This window comes from Pseudomonas sp. GW101-3H06, assembly GCF_059424605.1.
Map to the genome: position 1 here is coordinate 3,125,575 of NZ_JBWKZO010000001.1, position 20,033 is coordinate 3,145,607.

The 20,033-nt window shown below is 58.7% G+C and carries 18 protein-coding genes and 1 pseudogene; 8 read left to right on the forward strand and 11 right to left on the reverse strand.

The window, feature by feature from the left end; all coding sequences use genetic code 11:
• Nucleotides 1-129: 129 nt before the first annotated feature.
• Entirely contained in the window at nt 130-1,716 is a 1,587-nt protein-coding gene (locus AC07ZE_RS14365; RefSeq protein ID WP_207265382.1) for an ABC-F family ATPase, read from the reverse strand.
• 383 nt (nt 1,717-2,099) lie between these two features.
• Between AC07ZE_RS14365 and lpxO the strand changes: the two genes are divergently transcribed.
• Nucleotides 2,100-2,999 (forward strand): lipid A hydroxylase LpxO, encoded by a 900-nt coding sequence (lpxO, locus tag AC07ZE_RS14370; RefSeq protein ID WP_207265383.1) that lies wholly within the window; start codon nt 2,100-2,102, stop codon nt 2,997-2,999.
• A 92-nt stretch (nt 3,000-3,091) separates the two neighbouring features.
• On the opposite strand, the gene ku is transcribed toward lpxO, so the two are convergent.
• Complete coding sequence (ku, locus tag AC07ZE_RS14375; protein WP_207265384.1) at nt 3,092-3,952, reverse strand: non-homologous end joining protein Ku; 861 nt, start codon at nt 3,950-3,952, stop codon at nt 3,092-3,094.
• A gap of 192 nt (nt 3,953-4,144) precedes the next feature.
• Between ku and AC07ZE_RS14380 the strand changes: the two genes are divergently transcribed.
• Together AC07ZE_RS14380 and AC07ZE_RS14385 are read left to right on the forward strand one after the other, a co-directional pair.
• Nucleotides 4,145-4,486 (forward strand): hypothetical protein, encoded by a 342-nt coding sequence (locus AC07ZE_RS14380; RefSeq protein ID WP_207265385.1) that lies wholly within the window; start codon nt 4,145-4,147, stop codon nt 4,484-4,486.
• Between the two features lie 40 nt (nt 4,487-4,526).
• Nucleotides 4,527-5,690 (forward strand): PQQ-dependent sugar dehydrogenase, encoded by a 1,164-nt coding sequence (locus tag AC07ZE_RS14385; RefSeq protein ID WP_207265386.1) that lies wholly within the window; start codon nt 4,527-4,529, stop codon nt 5,688-5,690.
• 165 nt (nt 5,691-5,855) lie between these two features.
• Here AC07ZE_RS14385 and rimI read toward each other — a convergent pair.
• A pseudogene (gene rimI, locus AC07ZE_RS14390) lies at nt 5,856-6,320 on the reverse strand (ribosomal protein S18-alanine N-acetyltransferase); the annotation flags it as partial.
• 92 nt (nt 6,321-6,412) lie between these two features.
• On the opposite strand from rimI, the gene AC07ZE_RS14395 reads away from it, so the two are divergent.
• Both AC07ZE_RS14395 and AC07ZE_RS14400 read left to right on the forward strand, forming a co-directional pair.
• Nucleotides 6,413-7,987, forward strand: a complete 1,575-nt coding sequence (locus AC07ZE_RS14395) for a RimK family ATP-grasp domain-containing protein (protein ID WP_259331953.1) — start codon at nt 6,413-6,415, stop codon at nt 7,985-7,987.
• Nucleotides 7,988-7,994: 7 nt separating this feature from the next.
• Nucleotides 7,995-8,918, forward strand: a complete 924-nt coding sequence (locus AC07ZE_RS14400; RefSeq protein WP_207265388.1) for a magnesium transporter CorA family protein — start codon at nt 7,995-7,997, stop codon at nt 8,916-8,918.
• 122 nt (nt 8,919-9,040) lie between these two features.
• Here the strand turns inward: AC07ZE_RS14400 and AC07ZE_RS14405 are convergent, their stop codons facing one another.
• Nucleotides 9,041-9,376 carry a DUF2834 domain-containing protein gene (locus tag AC07ZE_RS14405; protein WP_207265389.1) on the reverse strand — a complete coding sequence of 112 codons (336 nt, stop codon included), beginning with the start codon at nt 9,374-9,376 and terminating at the stop codon, nt 9,041-9,043.
• A 248-nt stretch (nt 9,377-9,624) separates the two neighbouring features.
• On the opposite strand from AC07ZE_RS14405, the gene ilvA reads away from it, so the two are divergent.
• Both ilvA and AC07ZE_RS14415 read left to right on the forward strand, forming a co-directional pair.
• On the forward strand, nt 9,625-10,635 hold the full coding sequence (gene ilvA / locus AC07ZE_RS14410; protein ID WP_207265390.1) for a threonine ammonia-lyase, biosynthetic: 1,011 nt from the start codon (nt 9,625-9,627) through the stop codon (nt 10,633-10,635).
• A gap of 347 nt (nt 10,636-10,982) precedes the next feature.
• Entirely contained in the window at nt 10,983-11,255 is a 273-nt protein-coding gene (locus AC07ZE_RS14415; protein ID WP_207265391.1) for a DUF1652 domain-containing protein, read from the forward strand.
• On the opposite strand, the gene AC07ZE_RS14420 is transcribed toward AC07ZE_RS14415, so the two are convergent.
• Together AC07ZE_RS14420 and AC07ZE_RS14425 are read right to left on the reverse strand one after the other, a co-directional pair.
• Nucleotides 11,252-11,647, reverse strand: a complete 396-nt coding sequence (locus AC07ZE_RS14420) for a hypothetical protein (protein ID WP_207265392.1) — start codon at nt 11,645-11,647, stop codon at nt 11,252-11,254. The two genes, AC07ZE_RS14415 and AC07ZE_RS14420, sit on opposite strands and share 4 nt — an antisense overlap.
• An 87-nt stretch (nt 11,648-11,734) precedes the next feature.
• A complete protein-coding gene (locus AC07ZE_RS14425; RefSeq protein ID WP_207265393.1) occupies nt 11,735-12,007 on the reverse strand; it encodes a DUF2790 domain-containing protein in 273 nt (90 codons plus the stop codon).
• Nucleotides 12,008-12,451: 444 nt separating this feature from the next.
• On the opposite strand from AC07ZE_RS14425, the gene AC07ZE_RS14430 reads away from it, so the two are divergent.
• The gene (locus AC07ZE_RS14430; RefSeq protein WP_207265394.1) at nt 12,452-13,753 is read left to right on the forward strand and encodes an OprD family porin; all 1,302 of its coding nucleotides are present in this window, start codon (nt 12,452-12,454) and stop codon (nt 13,751-13,753) included.
• A 102-nt stretch (nt 13,754-13,855) separates the two neighbouring features.
• Here the strand turns inward: AC07ZE_RS14430 and AC07ZE_RS14435 are convergent, their stop codons facing one another.
• The 5 genes from AC07ZE_RS14435 to AC07ZE_RS14455 all read right to left on the reverse strand — a co-directional run bounded on the left by AC07ZE_RS14435 (nt 13,856) and on the right by AC07ZE_RS14455 (nt 20,025).
• Nucleotides 13,856-14,800 carry a carbohydrate kinase family protein gene (locus AC07ZE_RS14435; protein ID WP_207265395.1) on the reverse strand — a complete coding sequence of 315 codons (945 nt, stop codon included), beginning with the start codon at nt 14,798-14,800 and terminating at the stop codon, nt 13,856-13,858.
• Between the two features lie 13 nt (nt 14,801-14,813).
• Nucleotides 14,814-16,310: a xylulokinase gene (gene xylB / locus AC07ZE_RS14440; RefSeq protein WP_207265396.1), complete on the reverse strand. Its 1,497-nt coding sequence runs from the start codon at nt 16,308-16,310 to the stop codon at nt 14,814-14,816.
• Between the two features lie 130 nt (nt 16,311-16,440).
• A complete protein-coding gene (locus AC07ZE_RS14445; RefSeq protein ID WP_207265397.1) occupies nt 16,441-17,913 on the reverse strand; it encodes a mannitol dehydrogenase family protein in 1,473 nt (490 codons plus the stop codon).
• 17 nt (nt 17,914-17,930) lie between these two features.
• On the reverse strand, nt 17,931-19,034 hold the full coding sequence (locus AC07ZE_RS14450) for an ABC transporter ATP-binding protein (RefSeq protein ID WP_207265398.1): 1,104 nt from the start codon (nt 19,032-19,034) through the stop codon (nt 17,931-17,933).
• Between the two features lie 160 nt (nt 19,035-19,194).
• On the reverse strand, nt 19,195-20,025 hold the full coding sequence (locus AC07ZE_RS14455; protein WP_207265399.1) for a carbohydrate ABC transporter permease: 831 nt from the start codon (nt 20,023-20,025) through the stop codon (nt 19,195-19,197).
• Nucleotides 20,026-20,033 lie beyond the last annotated feature (8 nt).

Genomic DNA, 20,033 nt, shown 5'->3' on the forward strand with positions numbered 1-20,033 from the left:
TATTCACAAGGACTTCTTCGCGAGCCTGCTCGCGAATGGTCTTGGCACCCGGGCATGAAATGCAAAAAGCCCCGTCACCAGGAACAGGGCTTTTTCTTGCAGCTTGCAGCTTGAAACTAATAGCTGCCCTTAGAACACCACGCCCTGGCTACGCAGGTAGTCATCGTAGGTGCCACTGAAGTCGGTCACGCCATTGGGGCTCAGCTCGATGATGCGAGTGGCCAGGGACGATACGAACTCGCGGTCGTGGCTGACGAAGATCAGCGTGCCCGGGTAGTTCTCCAACGCCAGGTTCAGCGCCTCGATGGATTCCATGTCCAGGTGGTTGGTCGGTTCGTCCATCACCAGTACGTTCGGTTTTTGCAGGATCAGCTTGCCGAACAGCATGCGACCTTGCTCACCACCGGAGATGACCTTGACCGACTTGAGGATCTCGTCGTTGGAGAACAGCATGCGACCCAGGGTGCCGCGAATAATCTGCTCGCCCTGCGTCCACTGGCCCATCCAGTCGAACAGGCTGACATCCTCTTCGAAGTCGTGGGCGTGGTCCTGGGCGTAGTAGCCCAGCTCGGCGCTTTCGGTCCATTTCACGGAACCGGCATCCGGGGTCAGTTCGCCCATCAGCGTGCGCAGCAGGGTAGTCTTGCCGATACCGTTCGGGCCGATGATCGCTACACGCTCGCCGGCTTCGACGGTGAAGCTGAAGTTCTTGAACAGGGTCTTGCCGTCGAAGCCCTTGGACATCTGCTCGATGGTCACGGCCTGGCGGTGCAGCTTCTTGGTCTGTTCGAAGCGGATGAACGGGCTTACGCGGCTCGATGGCTTGACTTCGGCCAACTGGATCTTGTCGATCTGCTTGGCGCGGGAAGTGGCCTGCTTGGCTTTCGAGGCGTTGGCCGAGAAGCGGCTGACGAAAGTCTGCAGTTCGGCGATCTGTGCTTTTTTCTTGGCGTTGTCCGATAGCAGTTGCTCGCGGGACTGGGTCGCCGCGGTCATATACTCGTCATAGTTGCCCGGGAACAGGCGCAGTTCACCATAGTCCAGGTCGGCCATGTGGGTGCAGACGCTGTTGAGGAAGTGACGGTCGTGGGAAATGATGATCATGGTGCTGTTACGCGCCGTGAGAATCGTTTCCAGCCAACGGATGGTGTTGATGTCCAGGTGGTTGGTCGGTTCATCGAGCAACAGCACTTCCGGATCGGAGAACAGCGCCTGCGCCAGCAGCACCCGCAGTTTCCAGCCTGGTGCGACTTCGGTCATCGGGCCGAAATGCTGTTCCAGGGGAATGCCCAGGCCCAGCAACAGTTCGCCGGCGCGGGATTCGGCGGTGTAGCCGTCCATTTCGGCGAACTCGGTTTCCAGCTCGGCCACGGCCATGCCGTCTTCTTCGCTCATTTCCGGCAGCGAGTAGATGCGGTCGCGTTCAGCCTTGACCTTCCACAGCTCTTCGTGGCCCATGATCACGGTGTCGATCACGGTGAATTCTTCGTAGGCGAACTGGTCCTGGCGCAATTTACCCAGGCGTACGTTCGGCTCGAGCATGACCTGGCCACCGGATGGCTCGAGGTCACCGCCCAGAATTTTCATGAATGTCGACTTGCCGCAACCGTTGGCGCCGATCAAGCCATAACGGTTGCCACCGTTGAACTTGACCGAGACGTTTTCGAAAAGCGGCTTGGCGCCGAACTGCATCGTGATGTTAGCTGTAGAAATCAAAGGTTTTTCCTGCGAAGCATTCAGAGTAGCAAGGGGTGCGGCCGAGTCGAAGTGCGCTGAGGCCGGGGTCATACCCGTCATCAACCAAGGGGGGGCGCGTAAAGTTTGGCGGCGATTGTACTGGTCTGGCTCTTTAAACGATAGGGCAATAAGACCGCAGCGCTGCTTTGACCATTCCCGGTGGACAGATTTTCACACTTGAACGCTAACAATTGGTTACAGACGATGGCTAAAATGCCATCTTTCTACCGGATGCCGATGTCCGGCGCCGCTCAAGGACGGGCGCAGAGACCGCTGTTTCGTTTTCAGACGCTGCACAAGACCCGCAGGTTGCTGGCTGGCAGGGGGCGCAGTTTGTTCACTTCTGACGTGTGACGATTTCCGTGAAACTCATCATTGCCGCAATTTACGTTGTATCCGTTGCCTACGTTCACCTGCGCGGTCGCGTGCGTCACAAACTCAGCCGCCAATTGAGCGATCACTCGACGTTTCTCGCACCGATCAATTGCTTCCTTTATCTGTTCTCGAAGATCCCCAACAAGCCTTACCTCAATCCGGCGGATTTCCCTGACCTGAGTCCATTGCAGACCCATTGGGAAGAAATTCGCGCCGAAGGCCAGAACCTGCTGCGGGCCGGTGAGATCAAACGTTCGAACCAGTACGACGATGTCGGCTTCAACTCGTTTTTCAAGACCGGCTGGAAACGCTTCTATCTAAAGTGGTACGGCGACAGCCACCCGTCGGCAATGAAACTCTGCCCGCGCACCACCGAGCTGGTGCAGAGCATTGGCTCGATCAAGGCCGCCATGTTTGCCGAGTTGCCACCGGGGTCCAAATTGGTGCGTCACCGCGACCCGTATGCCGGTTCCTACCGTTACCATCTGGGCCTGGAAACGCCCAACGACGCCGGTTGCTACATCAACGTCGACGGCCAGAACTACCACTGGCGCGACGGTGAAGCGGTGATGTTCGACGAGACCTATATTCATTACGCCGAAAACACCACCGAGCAGAACCGCATCATTCTGTTCTGCGATGTGGAGCGTCCGATGAAATACCGCTGGGCGGCAGCGTTCAATGGCTGGTTCAGTCGCACCGTCATGTCGGCCGCCGGCGCGCCTAACGAGGCGGGCGACAAGACCGGTGGCATCAATCGTTTGTTCGGCAAGATCTACAAGATTCGCCTGCGTGGCAAGGAACTGAAGAAGCGCAACCGCAAACTCTATTACCTGGAAAAGTGGGCAATCTTCGGTGGTTTGCTGGCGATCTTCGTTCTGATCTGAAAAAGCCTTCGCGAGCAGGCTCGCTCTTGCAGGAACTGCGCAAACCTTGTGGGAGTGAGCCTGCTCGCGAAGAGGGCGGGGCATTCAACGCATTATTTACTGGCTTTCTTCGCAACCGCCGGTTTACTCGCCGCCTTAGGCTTGGCCGCAGCCTTTCCCGCCCCCTTGCCACCCAGACTACGCTTGAGCAACTCGGTCAAATCGATCACATCCGCCGTCTTGCGGGCCTCTTCCCCCGTCTCCGTTTCCACATCCTCGATCTTGCCTTCATGGGCCTTTTTGTCCACCAACGCCATGATCTTGTCTTCGAATTCATCCCGATAGTCGTCCGGCGACCACTCGGCGCTCATGTCCTGCACCAGGCGTTTGGCCATGTCCAGTTCACCCTTGGCCAGTTCGGCCTTGGTCACATCAGGGCCCAAGGCAAGTTCATCCAGGCTGCGCACCTCTGCCGGCCAGCGCAGTTTCACCAGCACCAGGGCCGATTCCAGTGGCATCAAGGCGGCGAGGTACTGACGGGTATGCAGCACCACGCGGGCCAGGGCGACTTTGTTGGTGTTGGTGAGGGTTTCACGCAGAAGTGCATAGACCTTGCCGCCACGCTTGTCCGGTGCCAGGTAGTAAGGCGTGTCGATGTTCTGCAACGGAATCTGCTCGCTGTCGACAAAGGAAAAGATATCGATGGTCTGGGTCGACAACGGATGCGCGGAGCGGATCTCCTCTTCGCTGAGCACCACGTACCGGCCTTTTTCGTAAGCCACACCTTTGACGATGTGTTCCTTGGTGACTTCCTTGCCAGTGACTTTATTCACGCGCTTGTAGCCCACCGGTTCCATGCTGCGACTGTCAAGCCAGTCGAAATCCACCCCTTGCGATGAGGTCGCCGAGACCAACGCCACAGGAATATGCACCAGCCCGAAACTGATTGCGCCTTTCCAGATTGCCCGTGCCATGGTCGCCTACTCGCAAGTGATGTTCAGGTGACCCTGGCCCTCGGGTAAAAGTTTCAGCGGCTTGTAGCTCGGCCCCGGCGGTGGTTCAACTTCGTGTTACATCTTGCCGGAAAGGTTTTGATTAACAAATCCGAACCCTGGGCGTAGCGTGCTATCGAAGACCCTGTGCACGTGCACCTTCAGAGGCACACCATGAACAGACGCCTAACCGTCCTCATCCTGCTGACCATGAGTGGCGCTCTTGCTCCACTGGCTCAGGCGCAAGACCCTGTGCAAGGTTTACCGTTGCAGGTCGCTCAGAACCTGCCAAACAGCAGCAACAACAATCCTTACAACAGCCCGATCCGCCGTGCCAATCCCAACAGCATGCAGGGCACCCAACCCAGTGCACCGGCCATTCGCGGCCCCAATACCGTGCCGGTTCCGCGCCCGCCGACCCTGGACAACGGAGGCATTGGCAATCGCTATCCCCAAAGCCAGCCAGTTCCTGCCAATCCACCCAGGTTCATCCCTAATCCACCTCGTCGGGACTGACGCCAGTTGTCACCCATTCACATGACAAAAGGAATCGTGCATGTCGCGTCCAAACCTCCTCAAATCCCTTCTGGCCTCACTCTGTGCCAGCGCCTGTCTGATCGCCGTGCAGCCTGCCCTGGCCGCGCCCACCCTGGACATGAAGAGCGAGCAGGGCACGCTGGAGGTCACGCCAATTGTCCAGGGGCTCGAGCATCCCTGGGCGCTGGCATTCCTTCCGGACCGCAAGGGCATGCTGGTGACCGAACGGCCCGGCAACCTGCGTGTGGTGGGGGCTGACGGCAAACTCTCGGCGCCCGTCAACGGCGTGCCCAAGGTCTGGGCCAAAGGGCAGGGCGGTTTGCTGGATGTGGCGTTGTCACCGGATTTCAAGCTGGACCGAACGATCTATCTGTCGTACGCCGAAGGTGGCGGTCCGGGGGGCAAGGCCGGCACGGCCGTTGGCCGTGGGCAGTTATCCGAAGATTTGACGAACCTTAAGAATTTCACTGTCATTTTCCGTCAGGAACCCAAGCTTTCCGTCGGCAACCATTTCGGTTCGCGATTGGTGTTCGACCGCGATGGCTATCTGTTCATTACCTTGGGCGAAAACAATGATCGCCCGACCGCCCAGGATCTCGACAAACTGCAAGGCAAGGTCGTGCGGATCTATCCGGACGGCAAGGTGCCGAACGACAACCCCTTTGTCGGCCAGGCGGGTGTGCGCCCGGAGATCTGGGCCTACGGCGTTCGCAATCCGCAAGGCGCGGCGCTCAATCCCTGGACCGGCACCCTTTGGGAAAACGAGCACGGTCCCCGGGGCGGTGACGAGGTCAACATTATCGAACGTGGCAAGAATTACGGTTGGCCGCTGGCCACCCACGGCATCAACTACTCCGGCCTGCCGATCCCGGAAGCCAATGGTAAAACTGCCGAGGGCACGCTCAGGCCGCACCATGTCTGGGAAAAATCCCCGGGGCTGAGCGGCATGGCGTTCTACGACGCAGATCGCTTCAAGGCCTGGCAGCACAACGCATTTATCGGCGCACTGGTGACCCAGGAACTGATCCGCCTGCAATTCGACGGTGACAAGGTCGTTCACGAAGAGCGCTTGCTGGGTGAACTCAACAAGCGCATCCGCGATGTACGGCAGGGGCCGGATGGGTATTTGTATGTGCTGACCGATGAAGCGGACGGGGCGTTGTACAAGATCGGCCTCAAGTAACACACACAACCCTGTGGCGAGGGGATTTATCCCCATTCGGCGGCGCAGCCGTCGCAAGACATGTGTGCACGGGTTTTCTGAAAGAATGCATGGGGCCGCTTCGCAGCCCGACGGGGTGGTGCGACGTTTCGCCAAATCCCCTCGCCACAGGATTTAGGTTGGCTGGCGTGAAAGGCGATTCCGGCCAATGCGTTTTTCCAGGCGCAGTGCAGCGCCATGGTCCTGGTAATAGTCGTGAATCTGGGCAAAGCGCTGGTAACCGTTACGCTCATACAGCGCAATCGCCCCCGGATTGTCGATCCGCACCTCCAGCCGCAAATGGGTGCAATCGTGCTCTAGTGCGCAGGCCTCGACGCGATCGAGCAACTGCTTGCCCAGCCCATTGCCCCGGGCCTGGGCCGCGATGGCAATCGAATACAGACGCCCGCGCGACGTGCCTCGGTGGAAAAGCACTACCGCATAACCCAACAGATGCTCACCGCGTTGGGCCACCAGCAGTTGTCCGTGGGCGCGGCTGATCATCCATTGAAAGCTGCGACGGTTGAGTCGGTCGGTGGTAAAGCATTGCTCTTCCAGTTGCAATAACGCGGGTACGTCTTCGATGACCGCTGAACGAAAAAGTGTACTCATATGACCGCCGTAAAAGTTACGTAACGAAACGAGACTTTCAAAAAATCTCGTGCTTAATAGGAAAGGTCTTGTTCTCCAACGGATCAATCACTATGTCAGCGGTACAAGGTCATTGGCGCAAAGTATCCGAGCAAACTTTGCCAGCGGCAACTTATTTGAATGACACCGGCAGAACGTCCAGTCAGTTGATTATCATCGTCGAACGCAAGGAAGACTGGGCCTCTTATTTTCCCAGCGAAGACATTGTCTCGGCTCAGGAATACCTGGAACAAGCCCGCGACAATGAGCAAGGCAAGCGCGTTCAGGTCATCAACCTGTGTCGTAGCTACAAGTACCTGGGGCACGGTTATTACTGCTCGCTGCTGGCCGAAGCCCGCGGGCACAAGGTCATTCCCTCGGTGCGGACCATCAGCGAACTGACCCGCAAGTCCCTGTATGGATTGGCGCTGGACGATCTGGATAAAGCCCTGGAAAAAGCCCTCAGCCATCATGCTTACAGCGACACCGAGGGTTTTACCCTGACACTTTATTTCGGCAAGACCCATATTGAACCGTTGCAGGATCTGGCTCGGCAGTTATTTGAAGTATTTGCCTGTCCAATCTTGTTAGTTGAATTTCGCCGAACAAATGGCTGGCACATCGAAGGTATAAAGTCCGGCGCGCTACACAAGTTGCGCGAGGATCAGGAAGATCAATTCGCCCATTCTCTGGACAGTTTCAGTCGCAAGATCTGGCGGATGCCGCGCTCACGGCGGCTGGCCCGTTACGACCTGGCCATCCTGCACGATCCCCAGGAAGCTTTGCCGCCGTCGAATGCCAAGGCACTGGACAATTTTGTCAGGGTCGGCAGGACGCTGGGTATCGACGTCGAATTGATCGAACGCAAGGATTACGCACGGATTGCCGAGTACGACGGCCTGTTGATCCGCGAGACCACCAGCGTCGACAACCACACGTACCGCTTCGCCAAGAAAGCCGAGAGCGAAGGACTGGTGGTGATGGACGACCCGGCGTCGATCCTGCGTTGCACCAACAAGGTGTACCTGACGGACCTGCTCAAGAGCCATCAACTGGGTATGCCCGCCACCGAAATCCTCTACAAGGAGCGACCGGAAGACTTCGAACGGGTGGGGGAACGGTTGGGGTTTCCGCTGGTGTTGAAAATCCCCGACGGGTGTTTTTCCCAGGGTGTGATCAAGGTCGAAAGCCAGCAAGCACTGCTCGAAGCCACCGCCGAGCTGTTCGAACACTCGGTACTGTTGCTGGCACAGGAGTTCTTCTACACCGAATACGACTGGCGCATCGGTGTTCTCAACCGCAAACCGATCTTTGCCTGCCAATACTTCATGTCCAAAGGCCACTGGCAAATCTACAACCACAAGGCCAAGGGCCAGGACATCAACGGTGAATGCCGCACCCTGGCGGTTCACGAGGCGCCGCGGGCAGTGGTGGAACTGGCGGTCAAAACCGCTAACCTGATCGGCGATGGCCTCTACGGGGTCGACCTCAAGCAGTCCGGCGACAAAGTGGTGGTGATCGAAGTCAACGACAACCCGAACATGGACGCCGGCATCGAAGACGCCTACCTGCAGGACGACCTGTATGTATTGGTGCTGGAAGAGTTCGTTCGCCGCCTGGAGCTTAAACGTCGCGGCCAGGTCTGGTGAGCGGCCGATGATCAAGCGTTTTCAATTGGCGGATGGCGCGTTGCACGCCGTTGAACGCCTGGATGCCGACGTCATGTTGTTCAGCAACCCCGATGCCGCCGAGCGGGACCTGCTGCACAGTCACTTCAAGCTCGATGAGCATGCCCTGGCTTCGGCGCTTGACCCCGATGAGGTTTCACGGATCGAGTTCCATCCCGACAATCTGTTCCTGATCTGGAAGCGCCCGGAAAACTACTCGGGTGCCGGTAGTCTGTCCTTCGAAGTATCGTCCTGCGGCCTCTTGTTTTGTGCTGATCGCTTGCTGGTAATCGCCACTGACGACGCGCCGCTCAACGGACTCGGCAGGGGAAAGGCACTGAACACACCGCAGGATGTGTTGCTTGATCTGTTGTTCAACAACATCCATCACTATTTGGGTCACCTGAAAGTCATCAAGCTGGTTGCCCGGGAGTTGCAACAGAAATTCAATGCATCAATGCATAATCAGCACCTGATCCAGATGTTCAACCTCAGCGAAAGCCTGATTTACTACATCAACGCCATCCACAGCAATGGCGCGGTCCTGACCCGACTGCGCAACCATGCGCAAAAGGAACATTTCGACGCCCATGCCATTGGCCTGATCGACGATCTGATCATTGAAAACAACCAGTGCTATAAACAGGCTGAAATCTACTCGACGGTGTTCTCCGGGCTGATCGACGCGCGCGGCAACCTGATGAACAACAGCATGAACAACCTGCTACGCAAGTTGACGTTGATCAACGTGGTGTTCCTGCCGTTGAACCTGATCGCGAGCATTGGCGGCATGTCCGAGTTCAGCATGATGACGGCAGGTACGCCGTGGTGGGTGTCTTATCCGTTGTTCTTGACGGCGATGATGGTCGGGGCAGGGGGAATGGTGGTTGGGCTCAAGCGGCTGGCCAAATGAATGTAGCGCCTGTCAGGCGGCCTTCGCGAGCGGGCTCCCACTGTGGATCTGCGGCGTTACCGCTTTTATGTGGGAGCGAGCCTGCTCGCTAAGGCAATACCAACAGCACTGCAAATTCGGGATCAGATCTGTTGCGAAACACTCACCGAATTTTTGATGTCGGTGAGATTACGCACCACCAGATACAACAACGGCCCCACCGACACAAATACAGCAGTAACCACCAGATAAGGCACTACCGACCACCCCGATTTCCCGCGCTTGCGCGCATCCTTGTACATCCAGATGCCGGCCAGCGTCGCCAGCAAATAAAGATCAATCACCACCTGCGCGGTATCCGGGCGTGACATCAGGCTGACGCCAAAATCGATCAAAGATTGTTCGGCCTGGAGCATCACCGATACGGTGTAGCCGGCAAAGGCAATCAGGGCAATCAGAGGCAGGGCAACAGACTTCATGGTTTCCTTCCTTGGGACGATGAGCAGAATTGCCAGCCTACAGTGGCTGATGGACATTGGCCATTGACTTGCCATCAGTACCCGGCTAATTTTCGGGCATGACTTCCACAGTATTGCGCTGCCAGCCAAGCATTATTACCGCCATTGCTCATTTGGCGGGCTAGCTCACGACTGCAGCACCCAACCCGCCCTAGAGGCGGGTTTTCATTTTCTGTCTCGGGGTTCTGATCAAATATCAGGAGACGAACATGAGCCCCACTGCCCAACAGACCCTGCTAGAGCATTACGTCAAAAAGATCCTCGCCGCGCCGGTCTACGAACTGGCCGTGTGTACGCCACTGCAACCGGCCCCCGCGTTGTCCCAGGCGCTGGGTAATAGCATTCTGCTCAAGCGCGAAGATCTGCAGCCAACCTTTTCCTTCAAGATCCGTGGCGCCTACAACAAACTGGTGAACCTGAGCACCACGCAAAAAGTTCGCGGCGTGATCACCGCTTCGGCCGGCAATCATGCCCAGGGCGTAGCACTGGCAGCTCGGGAATTAGGTATCGAGGCCACGATAGTCATGCCTGCCACCACGCCGGAGTTGAAGGTGCTGGGCGTGCGCAGCCGCGGCGCCGAGGCATTGCTGCAGGGTGAGAGCTTTCCGTTTGCCTTGACCCATGCGCTGGGACTGGCACAGCAAACCGGTAAGACCTTTGTTTCGCCCTTCGACGATCCGGATGTGATTGCCGGACAGGGTACTGTCGCCATGGAGATCCTGCGCCAACATCAGGGGGCACTGGACGCGATTTTTGTCCCGGTGGGAGGTGGGGGCTTGATCGCCGGCGTTGCGGCGTACGTCAAATACCTACGGCCTGAAGTGCGTATCATCGGCGTAGAGTCAGAACATTCCGCTTGCTTGCGCGCAGCGCTACAAGTCGATGAGCGTGTGGTCCTGCCAACCGTGGGCACCTTTGCCGATGGCGTGGCGGTCGCGCAAATCGGTGCCCATGGTTTTGAATTGTGCCGGTTTTGCGTCGATGAAGTCCTGACAGTCAGCAATGATGAACTTTGCTGCGCGATCAAGAATATCTACGACGATACCCGTTCGATCACCGAGCCCTCCGGCGCCCTGGCCGTGGCTGGGATCAAGAAGTACGTAGCGCGCACCGGCGTCCGGGGACAGAGCCTCGTGGCCATAGATTCTGGCGCCAACATCAATTTCGACAGTTTGCGGTATGTGGCGCAACGCGCCGGGTTAAGTGACGTCCCGGCGTGAAGGTGGTGCTCAGCAGCGGACACATGAAGGTCCGCTCTGGCACGATAACCCGGTTACTCCATGACAGCTTTGTCGACCTGACCCGACGCCGCAGGTCGAATTTTCAACGCCGTCGACAACTATTGCAAACAGGCAAGTGTGTGCAAATTGCCCGGTGATCGCCGGTGTTTTTTGCAAATTGCATGGCACGTGCTAATGCGCGATTACACAAAACCTTGATTTACCGATGAACAACCGGGCGCATTCCCAGGCATGTTTTATGCTGTATCTGTTCTTGAGCTGACCGGGATATCAAATGAGTCGGCGCCGTTGGTTGATTGGCAGTCTCACAAAAGGAGAGGGTCGCCATGTTTCTTTCTGCCTTGGAACTTCGCAATATCATTGAAAGCAGTTTCCTGCCGAGACGCTGCCAATGCACGCTGTCCCCCGATTTGTCGATGACCGTAAAAGTGTACGCCGATGGGGAAACCGACCAGCTGGATCTGTTGAAGACGGGTATCGATGCCCGGCGACTCAATGGCTGTCGGGAAATCAACGAGCTGATTGCAGAGCTGCGCACCGATCTTCAGCATCACTACATCGAACCCGGGCATACTCAGCCGATGCGCAAAGCGCTTTAACCCGCGACTTCGAATTCCACCGACACGCGCCGGGCCTGGAAAAAAGCCAGGCCCAGCGCCAATTCCACTCCGACCGCAAGCAAGATACCCGGTCCGGCATGGCCATTGAGCCATTCGCCGAAGCCCAGTACCGACAATGCCCAGCACCCGACCATGAAGCCATTGCTCAGCGCATTGCGGGTCGCAGAGGGAGCTTCGTTGCGCACCAGATAAAACATCACTCCCAATGCCAGAAACAGCACCGCCGTGCGTCGTGCAATCAGACCGGCCGCCAGTGAATAATCGATATCCCAGGTGGCCAGCATCCAGTCGGGTACTACACCCCAGATCAAGGCCAGCAGCAGACACAAGACAGCGGTAAACATCGACAATGTGCGAAACGAGAACTGCATGGCGGATCCTTGCGGCAGTGAGGGATTCAGAGCATAGCGTCAGATCCCTCACGCGAATACCGCAAGGTGTTATTTCAGACTTTTCCGTCAGTTCTGATAACTGCAGGCGTCAGAGAGTTTTCGGTAGGCGAGCTCCGCAGGTTTACCCGACTGATCATCGATGTAGGTCATTTTCGCAGTGATCACTTCGCAGTCGAGTGTGTCGGGTTCGGTCAGTGCAATGACCTTGCCCACGTGTAGAGGCATACCGTAGTGGTAAGAGGGCACGGCTTGAGAGGAGGTGGTGTCGTTGGCCTGGGCCAGACCGGTAAACGAGACACACACTAAGGCAGCGGAAACGAGCAGGGCGCGCGAATTCATGAGGCAATCTCCAGTGCAGTCGCAAGTTTGCTCGACGTGGCGTCGAACCTGCCGCACTGGGCGTCAGAGGACTCTGAGGGCGTGCGGTCCAGTAAGTGTTGGACCGCACGATTAAGCATTGGTTAACGCACCTGAACGCCACCTGTCGCTTTGCCACTACCGTTTGGCGGGCACTTATAAAAAACCTTTAGAAGCAAAGCTGGCTCGCGATTGTCGTGAACGATCACGCGTCAAACCAGATACCCAGCGGCGCTCGATGCCTTCGCGAGCAAGCTTTGCTCCTGCACATTCAGACTAAAGTCGTCTGCAGCGGTAAGAAGCCTTCTGCCATCATTGCCCTTCACCCCCGCGTGTTCACTTCCCCGGCCAGTCACTGGTCCGGGCGAAGGCTATTTTTGGTTGCGTGCGCCCCCTGGCGTCCACGCAGCACTGTTGGAGTTTTTCATGCGTCCCCCCTTTACCTTGATCACCGCGCGCCAGTCACTCGGCTTCGGCGCTTTAGTCCTGTGCGCCGGTTTTTCCGGACCGACGCAAGCGAGCGGTTTCATCGATGACAGCAAGGCAACTATCGAATCGCGCACGGTGTATTTCAATCGTGATTTTCGTGACGGGCACACGTCTACCGAACAGGGCGCGTCCAAGCGCGAAGAGTCGGCCCAAGGCTTTATTCTCAACCTGCAGTCGGGTTACAGCCAGGGTACGGTCGGTTTTGGTGTCGATGCATTGGGCATGCTCGGTATCAAACTCGACTCCAGCCCGGATCGCAGCAACAGCGGCCTGCTTCCCTCCAGCGGCAGTAGCCCGCGAGGTTCGGTGGACCAATACGCCAAGCTCGGCCTGACCGCCAAGGTCCGGGTCTCGCAAAGCGTGTTGAAGTACGGTGCGCTGTTGCCGGATGTGCCGTTGCTCAAGTACAACGACGGACGTCTGCTGCCGACGATGTTCAACGGCGCGATGCTGACCTCCAGGGAGGTCAAGGACCTGACGTTCATGGCCGCGCGCCTGGACAAGTACACCGCCCGGGATTCCACGGATTCCCAGGACATCCGCGTGCACTGCAAAAACAAGCGCTATGCCTGCAACATCACAGCCGATCATTTCGGTATGTATGGCTTTGACTACAAGATCAATGAACGCCTGACCGGCCAGTATCACTACGCTGAACTCGAAGACCTCTACCGCCAGCATTTTCTCGGCTTGCTGGCCAACCAGCCCTTGGGCGGCGGCGTGCTCAAGGCCGATTTGCGCTTGCTCAAGAGTGCCGACAGCGGCGCGGCCCGTGCAGGTTCCATCGACAACCGGGCGCTGAGCGGTATGCTCGCCTACGCCATCAGCGGCCATACGTTCAGCGCCGGTTGGCAGCGCATGAACGGTGACAACTCGATGCCATACCTGGATGGCACCAATCCGTATCTGGTCAACTACGTTCAGGTCAACGACTTTGCCGCCGCGCAAGAGCGCTCTTGGCAGTTGCGTTACGACTATGATTTCAAGGCCATCGGCCTCAACGGCCTGACGTTCCTGACCCGCTATGTGAACGGTGACCACATCAAGGTGCCGGGCAGCGATCAGGAAGGCAAAGAGTGGGAGCGCGACAGCGAACTCAAGTACGTGGTGCAGAGCGGGGCGTTCAAGGATGTCAGCCTGCGCTTGCGCAACGCGACGTATCGGACCAACTACGAGAAATTCGCCCGGGATGTTGACGAGACCCGGTTGATCATCAGTTACAACTTTTCGGTCCTGTAGCGCCTGACAGAATGCTTTCGCGAGCAGGCTCGCTCCCACACTGGATCTTCAGTGAACACAAAACCTGTGGGGGCGAGCCTGCTCGCGAAGAGGCCATCAGCTTCACTGAAGTGTCAATTGATGCCGATACGGCAAATCCGGCCCGGTTTTGCTACAGGTCAGCGCCGCAGCCTGCACAGCAAAGCTCACCATCGCTTCGATCTGCTCACGACTGAGCCGCTGCAAACCCTCGACCGAATCCATCTGCTGCTCGGTCAACCAGGCAATCAACGCCGCCTGAAAGGTATCGCCAGCCCCCACGGTATCGGCGATCTGCACTGAGCAGGCCGGCACCGACCAGAAACCCAATGCACGACTGAACACCGTCGCACCTTCACCGCCGCGGGTCAGGAATACCAACTGACAGCGATGTTGCAGCCAGTCGTCAATGACCTGCGCTGGATCCTGTTCGGGATACAGCAGGCTCAAATCCTCATCACTGACCTTGATCAGGTCGGCATGCGCGACCAGGGTGGCAATCCGCGAACGCCACAGTTCGATGTTCGGTTGCGGATTGAGGCGTACGTTCGGATCGAGGCTGATCAGGCGCTTGCCGCTTTCGCGCTGCACCAGCGCCAGTAAGGTATCGGCAATCGGTTGCACCACCAGCGAGAACGAGCCGATATGCAGTCCACGCACCTCAGGTCCGAGCGTCGGCAGATGTTCGGGCCTCAACTGCCTGTCGGCGCAGCCTTCACCCCGAAAGCTGTAGTGCGGCGAGCCATTGGCGCCGACCGCGACCATTGCCAGGGTCGTGGGCGCGGCGAAATCCAGCAGATAGTCCGTGCGCACGCCTTCATCCTGCAGCACTTGCAGCAAACGCCGACCCAGGTAATCGGTGGACAGCCCGGCCAACAGGGCCGCGTCCACGCCCAAACGACGCAAACCCACGGCGACGTTGAACGGCGAACCACCGGCAATGGCCTTGAAATTCACTTTTGAAGCCAGACCGCTGGCATCGTGTTCACTGAAGAAATCGAACAGCGCTTCGCCACATACCAGATACATAGTTGTTCACTCATTAAAGGGTTGCGACATGCTGTTGATAGCGTTCATAAGCCTTTTGCGAGGCCGTCACGTTTTCGGCAATCGGCAGGGTTTTACTGGCCTGGTCGAGCTTCACGCAACGCGCGCACAGATCGGCCAGACTGTGCTCTTGCCCGCTTGCCCAGGACTTGCACCACGCCGCCTGAATTGCCGCGCCAAGGGCGGCGGCTTCACTTTGCTCGGTGCAAATCACGGGGGTGTTCATGGTATCGGCGACGATCTGCCGCCACACCTGACTTCTCGAGCCACCGCCGATCAGGCAGATGCTGCGGCTATGTAAGCCATTGTGGCGCATCAGGTCCAGTCCGTAACGCAATCCGAAAGTGGTGCCTTCGACCACGGCACGGCACAGGTTTGCCCGGGTCAGATTGGTCATGGTCACGCCCAGCACGCTGCCAGTGGCGTGGGGCAGGGCGGGGACCCGTTCACCGTTGAGAAACGGCAGCATGCACACCCCTTCGGCCCCGATGGGGGCCATGGCCACCCAGTCGTTGAAACGTTCGATATCCAGTTCCAACAGTTCACGAATGACGCCGGTGGCATTGGTCAGGTTCATGGTGCAGATCAGCGGCAGCCAGCCGCCACTGGAAGAACAGAAGGTCGCGACTGACGCATCCGCGCTGACGTTCGGTTGGTCGGCATAGGCGTAAACCGTGCCGGACGAACCGAGGCTCATCGTGATCGCACCGGGCTGGATGTTGCCGGTGCCGATGGCGCCCATCATGTTGTCGCCGCCGCCGCTGGACACCAGCGCCTGCGGGTTGATGCCCAGGTGTTCGGCGATACCCGGCAGTACGGTGCCGACGGCCGCGTGGGCGTCGATCAGTTCCGGCAGCGCGGCTTGCAGGCGCCCGGTGGGGTCGATGTCGCGCAGCAACTGCAAATCCCACTGGCGGCTGCGCACGTTGAAGTAGCCGGTGCCAGAAGCATCACCGTACTCGCTGCAACTTCGGCCGGTGAGCCAATAGTTGAGGAAGTCATGGGGCAGCAGGATGCGGGCGATACGGGAAAAGATTTCCGGGTGTTGCTCTTTGGTCCACAGCAGCTTGGACAGGGTGTACCCCGGCGCGATGACCACGCCAAGGCGTTCCAACGAGCCCTTTTCGCCGCCCAGATGAGCCAGCAATCGATCGTTTTGCGCGATGGTTTCGGTGTCGCACCAGAGCTTGGCCGGGCGCAGTGCCTGACCCTGTTCGTCAAGCAGCACCAGGCCATGTTGCTGGCCGGAAACGCCGACGCCGAGGATGTCCATGCCGTCGACATTGGCCGCCAACAGCGCGCGGCGGGTGGCGAGGGTGAACGCTTCCAGCCATTGCGCAGTGTCTTGTTCGCGACGACCGTTGGCGCCGCTGATCAGCGTATGCGCCGCCGAGCCCTGGCCCAGGACCTGGCCGCTGAGGGCATCGAGGACAAGGGCTTTGGTGCCTTGGGTGCCGCAGTCGATGCCGAGGAAGAGGTGTTGGTTTGCCATGGTAGATCCTTGGTGTGTCAGGTCGATCTCGGTGAAGCCATTCGCGAGCAAGCCCGCTCCCACAATTGAAATGCATTCCCCTGTGGGAGCGAGCCTGCTCGCGAAGACGGCAGCCCATCCACCGCCATACTTAAGCCAGCACCCGCTCCAGGGTCCGTGTCACCCCAACCTCCCGCAAACTGTTGCAACACCACTCAAACGCCGCGACAAACTCCGCCGAACGCGGTATCGCCGAACCAAAAATCTCCTCGACCCCCAGCAACCGCTGGGTGATCAATGCATCGTCGGCCACCAATGCCTGACAGAACGCCGCCCGCGGATCGGGGATCGAGTAAGTGTCGCCATGCTCATCCACGCCCTTCAGGTAAATGGCCCACGCTGCCACCACCAGCGCTGCCCGCTGGGTTTCCCGGCCATCGGCGATCAACCGGTTGATCGTGGGAACAGTGAACTTGGGAAACTTCGACGAACCATCCGAACACACGCGCTCCAATTGATCGGCAATGGCCTGATTGGAAAAGCGCGCCACCAGAGTGTTCTTGTACTCGGTCAGGTCGATCCCCGGTACTGGCAACAGCTGTGGTGTCACGTCCAGGTCCATGTAGGCACGCATGTAGCGCACGAACAATGGGTCGTTCATGGTCTCGTGAACAAAACGATAGCCCTTCAAAAAGCCCAGATACGTCAGTGCCAGATGACTGCCGTTGAGCAGCTTGATCTTCATCTCTTCGTAAGGCGTGACGTCGTCGGTGAACTGCACGCCGACCTTTTCCCAGGCCGGACGGCCGTTGACGAATTTGTCTTCCAGCACCCATTGCACGAACGGCTCGCAGACCACCGGCCAGGCATCGTCCACGCCGTGCTTGTCCGCCAGTTGCAGGCGATGTTCGGTGCTGGTCATTGGCGTGATGCGGTCGACCATGGCATTGGGGAAGCTCACGTTGCGCTCGATCCAGTCCCGCAAACCGGCATCGCGCAGCGCGGCAAAGGTCAGCAATGCCTTGCGGGTTACCGCGCCGTTGTGCGGCAGGTTATCGCAGGACATCAAGGTGAACGCCGGCGTACCTGCCGCTCGCCGTTTGGCCAATGCGGCGCAAAGGAAACCGAACACGGTTTTCGGTGCATCCGGGTGCGCCAGGTCGTGTTGGATCTGTGGCAGATGGGCCATGAATTCGCCGGAGCTGTCATCAATGCAATAGCCGCCTTCGGTGATGGTCAGCGAAACGATGCGGATCTGCGGATCGGCGAGTTTGTCGATCAGCGCCCGCGCATTGTCCTCGGCCAGCAGCATGTCCCGAATCGCCCCGATCACCCGGACTTCGGTGTCGTCGGTATCACCCAGTTCGAACAGCGTGAACAGGCAGTCCTGCTCCTTGAGATCGTCTCGGGCGCGACGGTCCTCGGCACGCAGGCCGACGCCGCAGATGGCCCAGTCCAGGCCTTCGCCCAGGTTCATCAACGCGTCGGTGTAATACGCCTGGTGGGCGCGGTGGAAACCGCCGACGCCGATATGCGCGATGCCCTGGCGAGTGTCGCTCAGGGAATAGGCGGGCAGCACGACCTCGGGGGCGAGACGGTTGAGGTTTTGTTTGTTCAGTTTCATTACAAGCACTCGATAAGTCAGGCGGCAGCGCGCAACGGGCGGGTCAGCGCCACGCCGTTGGCATCGAATAAATGACAGTGGCCGGCATCCAGGTGCAGGCTCAGGGTTTCGCCGTAGCGGCTGGCGAGGTCACCGCGAACGCGCAGGGTCAGGGCCTCACCGGAAGCGGTTCGCACGTGACAGAACGTGTCACTGCCCAGGCGTTCGCTGACATCGGCGGTGACTTGCAAGGTGCAGTCGCCCGGCTTGGCCAACTCCAGATGTTCCGGACGGATGCCCAGGGTAACGGCGCCGCCGACGCTCAGGTTGGCGCCGCTCAGCGGCAGGCTGATGCGGGTGCCGGCCTCCAGCTGGACTTCACAGCCCTGGCCGTCGACGCGTATGACCTGACCCTTGAGGAAACCCATCTTCGGCGTACCGAGAAAGCCTGCGACAAACAGGTTGGCTGGCTGGTGATACAGGTCCAGGGGCGAGCCGACCTGCTCGATCTTGCCGCCATTGAGCACCACGACCTTGTCGGCCATGGTCATGGCTTCGACCTGGTCGTGGGTCACGTAGATCATGGTGGCTTGCAGTTCTTTGTGCAGGCGCAGCAGCTCCAGGCGCATCTGCACCCGCAGGGCGGCGTCGAGGTTGGACAGCGGCTCATCGAACAGGAAGATTTTCGGGTTGCGCACGATGGCCCGGCCGATGGCCACCCGCTGACGCTGACCGCCGGACAACTGTTTCGGCTTGCGCTCCAGCATCGGCCCCAGCTCGAGGATGCGCGCCGCTTCGCCGACTTTTTTCTCGACTTCGGCTTTCGGCACGCCGGCAAGATCGAGGGCGAACGACATGTTCTTGCGCACGCTCATGTGCGGGTACAGAGCGTAGGTCTGGAACACCATCGCCAGATCGCGTTTGGCCGGGCTGACCTCGGTGATGTCGCGCCCGTCGAGTTCAATGGTGCCGCCGCTGACTTCCTCGAGGCCGGCGATCAGGCGCAACAGCGTGGATTTGCCGCAGCCCGACGGGCCGACGAACACCACGAATTCCTTGTCACTCACTTCCAGGTCGATGCCCTTGATGATGGAAAAGCCTTCGAAGCCTTTTTGCAGATTCTTGATTTTCAGGTTGGCCATGGTGGTGGGCCTCCGCTCTTCGTTATTCGGTTAATCCTGTGGGAGCGAGCCTGCTCGCAATGGCGGTTTCACATTCAACATTGATGTTGACTGACCCACCGCTTTGGCGAGCAGGCTCGCTCCCACAGGGAATTGCATTGGTTCAGGAATACGAGGGAATTCATTTCACGGCGCCAAACGACAAACCGCGCACCAATTGTTTCTGGCTGATCCAGCCGAAGATCAGGATCGGTGCGCAGGCCAGGGTCGAGACCGCTGACAACTTGGCCCAGAACAACCCTTCGGGGCTTGAATACGAGGCGATCAATGCGGTCAGTGGCGCGGCTTTCGACGAGGTCAGGTTCAGCGACCAGAAGGCTTCGTTCCAGCACAGGATCAGCGACAGCAGCACGGTGGAGGCCAGGCCGCCCTTGGCGATCGGCAGCAGTACCCGAAGCATTTCCTGCCACAGCGTCGCGCCGTCCAGCCGCGCGGCTTCGAGGATGTCCTTGGGAATGTCCTTGAAGTAGGTGTAAACCATCCAGATCACGATCGGCAGGTTGATCAGGGTGTAGATCACGATCAGCGCAATGCGCGTGTCGAGCAGGCCGAAACTCTTGGCCAGCAGGTAGATCGGCATGAGCACGCCCACCGGCGGCAGCATCTTGGTGGAGAGCATCCACAGCAGCGTGCCCTTGGTGCGCTGGGTTTCGTAGAACGCCATGGAGTAGGCCGCCGGCACCGCAATCAGCAGGCACAGGGCCGTGGCGCTGAAGGAAATCACCACCGAGTTCCAGGCAAAGCTGAAGTAGTCGCTGCGCTCATTGATGTGCAGGTAGTTCTCCAGCGTTGGCGTGAAGATGAACTGCGGGGGCGTGGCGAAGGCGTCGATTTCGGTTTTGAAGCTGGTCAGCACCATCCAGAAGATCGGGAAAAAGATCAGGATCGCGATGGCCCAGGCCAGGGTGCCGAGCAGCAGGCTTTGCAGGCGGCGGGATTGTTGTAGAGTCATGGCGTGGG

Bases quoted from the DNA above. Each gene is read 5' to 3' on its own strand.
- xylB (WP_207265396.1), bottom strand. From the start codon at position 16,310: ATGGCAAACCAACACCTCTTCCTCGGCATCGACTGCGGCACCCAAGGC.
- AC07ZE_RS14435 (WP_207265395.1), bottom strand. From the start codon at position 14,800: ATGTATCTGGTATGTGGCGAAGCGCTGTTCGATTTCTTCAGTGAACAC.
- ilvA (WP_207265390.1), top strand. From the start codon at position 9,625: ATGAGCCCCACTGCCCAACAGACCCTGCTAGAGCATTACGTCAAAAAG.
- ku (WP_207265384.1), bottom strand. From the start codon at position 3,952: ATGGCACGGGCAATCTGGAAAGGCGCAATCAGTTTCGGGCTGGTGCAT.
- AC07ZE_RS14380 (WP_207265385.1), top strand. From the start codon at position 4,145: ATGAACAGACGCCTAACCGTCCTCATCCTGCTGACCATGAGTGGCGCT.
- AC07ZE_RS14405 (WP_207265389.1), bottom strand. From the start codon at position 9,376: ATGAAGTCTGTTGCCCTGCCTCTGATTGCCCTGATTGCCTTTGCCGGC.
- AC07ZE_RS14420 (WP_207265392.1), bottom strand. From the start codon at position 11,647: ATGCAGTTCTCGTTTCGCACATTGTCGATGTTTACCGCTGTCTTGTGT.
- AC07ZE_RS14455 (WP_207265399.1), bottom strand. From the start codon at position 20,025: ATGACTCTACAACAATCCCGCCGCCTGCAAAGCCTGCTGCTCGGCACC.
- AC07ZE_RS14450 (WP_207265398.1), bottom strand. From the start codon at position 19,034: ATGGCCAACCTGAAAATCAAGAATCTGCAAAAAGGCTTCGAAGGCTTT.
- AC07ZE_RS14445 (WP_207265397.1), bottom strand. From the start codon at position 17,913: ATGAAACTGAACAAACAAAACCTCAACCGTCTCGCCCCCGAGGTCGTG.
- AC07ZE_RS14430 (WP_207265394.1), top strand. From the start codon at position 12,452: ATGCGTCCCCCCTTTACCTTGATCACCGCGCGCCAGTCACTCGGCTTC.
- AC07ZE_RS14385 (WP_207265386.1), top strand. From the start codon at position 4,527: ATGTCGCGTCCAAACCTCCTCAAATCCCTTCTGGCCTCACTCTGTGCC.
- AC07ZE_RS14415 (WP_207265391.1), top strand. From the start codon at position 10,983: ATGTTTCTTTCTGCCTTGGAACTTCGCAATATCATTGAAAGCAGTTTC.
- AC07ZE_RS14400 (WP_207265388.1), top strand. From the start codon at position 7,995: ATGATCAAGCGTTTTCAATTGGCGGATGGCGCGTTGCACGCCGTTGAA.
- AC07ZE_RS14395 (WP_259331953.1), top strand. From the start codon at position 6,413: ATGTCAGCGGTACAAGGTCATTGGCGCAAAGTATCCGAGCAAACTTTG.
- AC07ZE_RS14425 (WP_207265393.1), bottom strand. From the start codon at position 12,007: ATGAATTCGCGCGCCCTGCTCGTTTCCGCTGCCTTAGTGTGTGTCTCG.